Source organism: Caulobacter vibrioides OR37, assembly GCF_000372645.1.
Classification (GTDB): domain Bacteria; phylum Pseudomonadota; class Alphaproteobacteria; order Caulobacterales; family Caulobacteraceae; genus Caulobacter; species Caulobacter vibrioides_E.
Genome location: NZ_APMP01000053.1, coordinates 1 through 4202, shown reverse-complemented (window position 1 = coordinate 4202; position 4202 = coordinate 1). Strand labels below are relative to the sequence as shown.

General features: G+C 74.1%; 9 protein-coding genes. 8 read left to right on the top strand and 1 reads right to left on the bottom strand.

Features of this window, described 5'->3' with window-relative positions:
* The first annotated feature begins 39 nt into the window (after window positions 1-39).
* The 6 genes from OR37_RS21245 (at window position 40) to OR37_RS20335 (ending at window position 2178) form a co-directional block, all read left to right on the top strand.
* Complete coding sequence (locus OR37_RS21245) at window positions 40-309, top strand: head-tail connector protein (protein WP_035017811.1); 270 nt, start codon at window positions 40-42, stop codon at window positions 307-309.
* Window positions 306-698 carry a DUF3168 domain-containing protein gene (locus tag OR37_RS21240; RefSeq protein ID WP_004625062.1) on the top strand — a complete coding sequence of 131 codons (393 nt, stop codon included), beginning with the start codon at window positions 306-308 and terminating at the stop codon, window positions 696-698. The genes OR37_RS21245 and OR37_RS21240 overlap by 4 nt, the downstream gene beginning before the upstream one ends.
* A gap of 74 nt (window positions 699-772) precedes the next feature.
* Window positions 773-1189, top strand: coding sequence for a phage major tail protein, TP901-1 family (locus OR37_RS20350; protein ID WP_004625061.1), 417 nt, complete (start codon window positions 773-775; stop codon window positions 1187-1189).
* A 22-nt stretch (window positions 1190-1211) separates the two neighbouring features.
* Entirely contained in the window at window positions 1212-1496 is a 285-nt protein-coding gene (locus OR37_RS20345; RefSeq protein WP_004625058.1) for a GTA-gp10 family protein, read from the top strand.
* A complete protein-coding gene (locus OR37_RS20340; protein ID WP_004625057.1) occupies window positions 1493-1675 on the top strand; it encodes a phage tail assembly chaperone in 183 nt (60 codons plus the stop codon). Before OR37_RS20345 ends, OR37_RS20340 begins: the two co-directional genes overlap by 4 nt.
* Window positions 1672-2178, top strand: coding sequence for a hypothetical protein (locus tag OR37_RS20335; RefSeq protein WP_004625054.1), 507 nt, complete (start codon window positions 1672-1674; stop codon window positions 2176-2178). The genes OR37_RS20340 and OR37_RS20335 overlap by 4 nt, the downstream gene beginning before the upstream one ends.
* A 41-nt stretch (window positions 2179-2219) precedes the next feature.
* Here the strand turns inward: OR37_RS20335 and OR37_RS20330 are convergent, their stop codons facing one another.
* Window positions 2220-2678 (bottom strand): DUF805 domain-containing protein, encoded by a 459-nt coding sequence (locus OR37_RS20330; RefSeq protein WP_004625052.1) that lies wholly within the window; start codon window positions 2676-2678, stop codon window positions 2220-2222.
* Between the two features lie 190 nt (window positions 2679-2868).
* Here OR37_RS20330 and OR37_RS20325 point away from each other — a divergent pair, with 190 nt between their 5' ends.
* Together OR37_RS20325 and OR37_RS20320 are read left to right on the top strand one after the other, a co-directional pair.
* Window positions 2869-3489: a DUF2460 domain-containing protein gene (locus tag OR37_RS20325; RefSeq protein WP_004625051.1), complete on the top strand. Its 621-nt coding sequence runs from the start codon at window positions 2869-2871 to the stop codon at window positions 3487-3489.
* Window positions 3489-4115, top strand: a complete 627-nt coding sequence (locus OR37_RS20320) for a baseplate hub domain-containing protein (RefSeq protein WP_004625049.1) — start codon at window positions 3489-3491, stop codon at window positions 4113-4115. The genes OR37_RS20325 and OR37_RS20320 overlap by 1 nt, the downstream gene beginning before the upstream one ends.
* Window positions 4116-4202 lie beyond the last annotated feature (87 nt).

Genomic DNA, 4202 nt, shown 5'->3' with positions numbered 1-4202 from the left:
CCCTCCCGCGACGGGGGAGGGGCTTTCTTCGAGAACATCATGCCCCAATCCCTGACCCTGGCCGACGCCAGGGCGTTCCTGCGCGTCCCCGACGCGGCGGAGGACGCCGTCCTGACCCTGCTGATCGACGCCGCCGAGGCCCGTGTCGCGATCGCGGCCGGCGTCGCGCTCGGCGCCGCCAGTCCCGCGCCCCTGCGCCTGGCGGTGCTGATCCTGGTCGCCCACGCCTACGAGCATCGCGACGCGGGCGAACCGTCGTTGGCCCTGGTCGAGCCGTGGCTGGCCGCCTACCGAAAGGCCCGGCTATGAGCGACAAGGCCCTGATCGACGCCGTCGTCGTGATGCTGAAGGCCGCGCCCGCCGTCACCGCCGTGGCCGGCCAGCGCGTCTACGCCACGCGTCCGCGCCTGCCGACCTATCCCTGCGTCGTCGTCACCCGGTCGGAAGCCAGGTCCGCCGGCGAGAACGACGCGGTCGAGCACCTGCTGACCCTGACCTGCGCCAGCCGCTTCGGCGGTCCGGAGGAGGCGCGGGCCCTGGTCGCCGCCGTCCGCGCGGCCTTGCACGACGCCCGGCCGACGCTGGTCGCGCGGCGTCTGGTGAACCTGCGCGTGCCCTATGCCGACGTCTTCGCCGGCGCCGACCGCGAGACCACCCTGGGCATCGTCCGCGCGCGGGCGGTGACCGAAGCGGCCTGACCCTCGCGCGCCACCCCACCCCCTGCCCCCTCCCCGCAAGGGGGAGGGGAACGAGAAATCGAGGAGATCCAGACATGGCCGCCCAAGCCGGCAAGGACATCCTGCTGAAGATCAGCGACGGGGCGGCGACCCCGACCTTCGTCAGCGTCGCGGGCCTGCGGGCCCGGACCATCAGCCTGAACGCCAAGACCATCGACGCCACCGACAGCGACAGCGCCGGACGCTGGCGCGAGCTGCTGGCCGGGGCGGGCGTCCGCTCGGTCGCGGTGTCGGGCTCGGGCGTCTTTCGCGACGCCGCCTCCGACGCCCAGGTGCGCCAGAGCTTCTTCGACCAGTCGGCCCGCGCCTGGCGGCTGGTGATCCCCGACTTCGGACAGCTGGAGGGGCCGTTCATCGTCGCGGCCCTGGAATATGCCGGCGAGCACGACGGCGAGGCGGCGTTCGCGATCAGCCTGGCCAGCGCCGGGGCGGTGACGTTCGCGGCGCTGTAGCGCCGCGCGAGGAGACCCTCTCATGCTCACCCCCAATCCCGCGCGCGGCGAGGTCATGGTCATGCTGGCCGGGACCCGGCGGCGGCTGTGCCTGACCCTCGGCGCCCTGGCGCGCATCGAGGCCGTGCTGGGCCTGACCGACTGGTCGAGCCTGCCCGAGCGCCTGGCCAGCCTGTCGGCCGGCGACCTCGTCGCGATCCTGGCCGCCCTGCTGGACGGCGGCGGCGAGAGCCCCGAGCACGCCGCCCGCGCCACCGCGCCCGAGGCCGCCAGCGCCCTGGCCGCCGCCCTGGCGGCTTGCGCGTGAGCGGCTGGCCCGAGGCCCTGAGGCTGGCCGCCCGGCTGGGCCTGTCGCCCGAGGTCTTCTGGCGGCTGTCCCTGGTCGAGTGGCGGGCCCTGACCGCCCCGCCGCCCGCCCCGGCGCTGTCGCGCGCCAGCCTTTTCGCCCTGATCGACCGCTATCCCGACGAGGAGCCCAAGCCATGAGTTTCGAACAGGACGGCCTGGCCGCCGTGCCGGTCCAGGCGGCCGAGGCCGCCGCCGCGCTGGAGGCCTTGAAAGCCCCGGCCGAGCGGGCGGCCAAGTCGATCGACGAGGCCTTCGCCCGGGCCGGCGCGTCGCTGGTCCGCTCGCTGGCGCGGGCGGCTTCGGACGGCGAGGTGTCGCTGGGCGAACTGGCGCGGGCGGTGCTGGGGGCGGCCGGCGCGGCGCTGAAGGGCGGCGGGTTCGGCGAGAGCCTGTCCAAGGCCTTCGCCGGGGCGCGGGCCGACGGCGGGCCGGTGCTGGCCGGCGGGGCCTATCTGGTCGGCGAGCGGGGGCCGGAGCTATTTCGGCCGTCCGGCGCGGGCAGCGTCGAGCCTCTTGCGGCCGGCGGGGTGTCGGTGACGGTCAATGTGCAGGGCGGGGAGGCGTCCGGCCTGATCCGCTCGGACGCCCAGATCGCCCAGGCCCTGGCCCGGGCGGTGACGCTGGGGGCTAGGCGCCTATGAAATCCCCCACCCTTCCCCATCAAGGGGGAAGGGGGCTTTCTTTAGACCGAGACCGGCTGGATGGGCGCGGGGCCGTACTTGTTCTCGCGCGCGTCGCCGACGCTGCAGCCGACCCACAGGGTGAAGGCCAGCCACAGGCCGAAGGCCACGAACACCGAGACCACCAGGCCCGCCACGGCCTGCAGCGCGGGCAGCACCGGCTCGCCCGTGGTGATGGCCGCGATGGCCGGCAGGGCGGCGACCGAGACGCCGGCGCCCAGCACCAGGCTGGGGCCGATCACCCACGGCAGCACCTGCCACCAGCCGGTCTGGCCCATGTCGTGCAGGCGCTTGGTGTGGATGCAGACGCTGGCGTAGATCACGCCCAGCATCAGGACGTGGCCGACCACCGGGATCACATTGAGCACCGTGCTCGCGCCCATGACGACGAGCCATCCGATCCAGAACGCCTGGCGGCCGATGCGGCCTTCCGGCGACAGGAACAGGGTCTTCCAATCCATTATCGTCTCCAATCTCGAGCCCTAATCTAGGTCTCGAAGGCCCGTCCACGAAGTGAAAAGCGGGTCATGACGCAGACTTAATGGCTCGGCGCCGGATTCGTTGAGCGGCGGGATCAAGTTTCGGCGTTCGTTGAACCCGTTTCGCGTTTCGCCGCGTCTCGACCTCTCCCAGAAAACTCCGAGGAACCCCATGGCTCTCTTTCACGAGGCGCGCCTGCCCGCGCGCCTGGCGTTCGGCTGCGTCGGCGGCGTCGAGCGGCGCACCGAGGTCGTGACCCTGGCGTCCGGCTTCGAGCGGCGGACCGGCGCCTGGTCGGTGGGCCGCCGCCGCTATCTGATCGCCACCGCGCCGCGCCCGCTGGACGAGGTCGCCGAGCTGCTGGCCTTCTTTGAGGCGCGGGGCGGGCGGCTGGCGGGCTTTCGCTTCCGCGATCCGACCGACTGGAAGTCGTGCGCGCCCTCGGCCCAGCCGGCGGCGACCGACCAGTGGCTCGGCGCGGGCGACGGGACGCGCAAGACGTTCCAGCTGGCCAAGACCTATGGCGAGACCGTCCGTCCCATCGCCAAGCCGGTCGCCGGAACGGTCAAGCTGGCGGTGGGCGGCGTCGCCCTGGCCGCCAGCGCCTTCACCGCGGATGCGACCAGCGGCCGCGTCACCCTGGCCTCGGCCCCGGCGGCCGGCGCGGCCGTGACGGCGGGGTTCGAGTTCGACACGCCGGTGCGCTTCGACCTCGACCGGCTGGACGTGACGCTGGAGGGCTTCGCCGCCGCCCGCGTCACCGCCTGCGCCCTGGTGGAGGTGCGGGTCTGATGCGCGCCCTTCCGCAGAGCCTGGACGAGAGCCGGCTGTGTCACGCCTGGATCCTGACCCGCGCGGACGGCGCGCGGCTGGGCTTCACCGACCATGACCGCGACCTGGTGGTCGACGGCGTCGCCTGCCGGGCCGAGGGCGGCTGGAGCCCGGGCGCGTCGGAGACCGCCGCCGGTTACGCGGCCGGGCAGGGCGCGGCCCTGGGCGTGCTGGACGACGCCGGGATCACCGAGGCCGACCTGGCGGCCGGGCTGTACGACGGCGCCCGCGTCACGGCCCTGCGCGTCGACTGGAGCGCGCCGTCCCGGTTCGTGTCGCTGTGGACCGCGACCATCACCGCCGTGTCGCGCGAGGGGGCGGCGTTCAAGGCGTCGCTGGCCGGTCCGGCGGCGGACCTGGAGCGGATCGCGGGGCGAACCTTCACCCGGCTCTGCGACGCGCGGCTGGGCGACGTCCGGTGCGGGATCCCGGCGCCGGCGGGCGCGACCTGCGACAAGCGCTGGGCGACCTGCGTCGGGACGTTCGGCAATGGCGTGAACTTCCGGGGCTTCCCGACCTCGCCCGGCGAGGACTTCCTGACGCTGTACCCCGTCGAGGGCGAGCGTAACGACGGGGGGCGGCGGTGAGTCGGCGCGACCCCCCACCTGACCTCGCTGCGCGAGGTCTGTCCGCCCCCAAGAGGGTGGCGGAGGAGTCTCTCCTCCCCCTTTTGG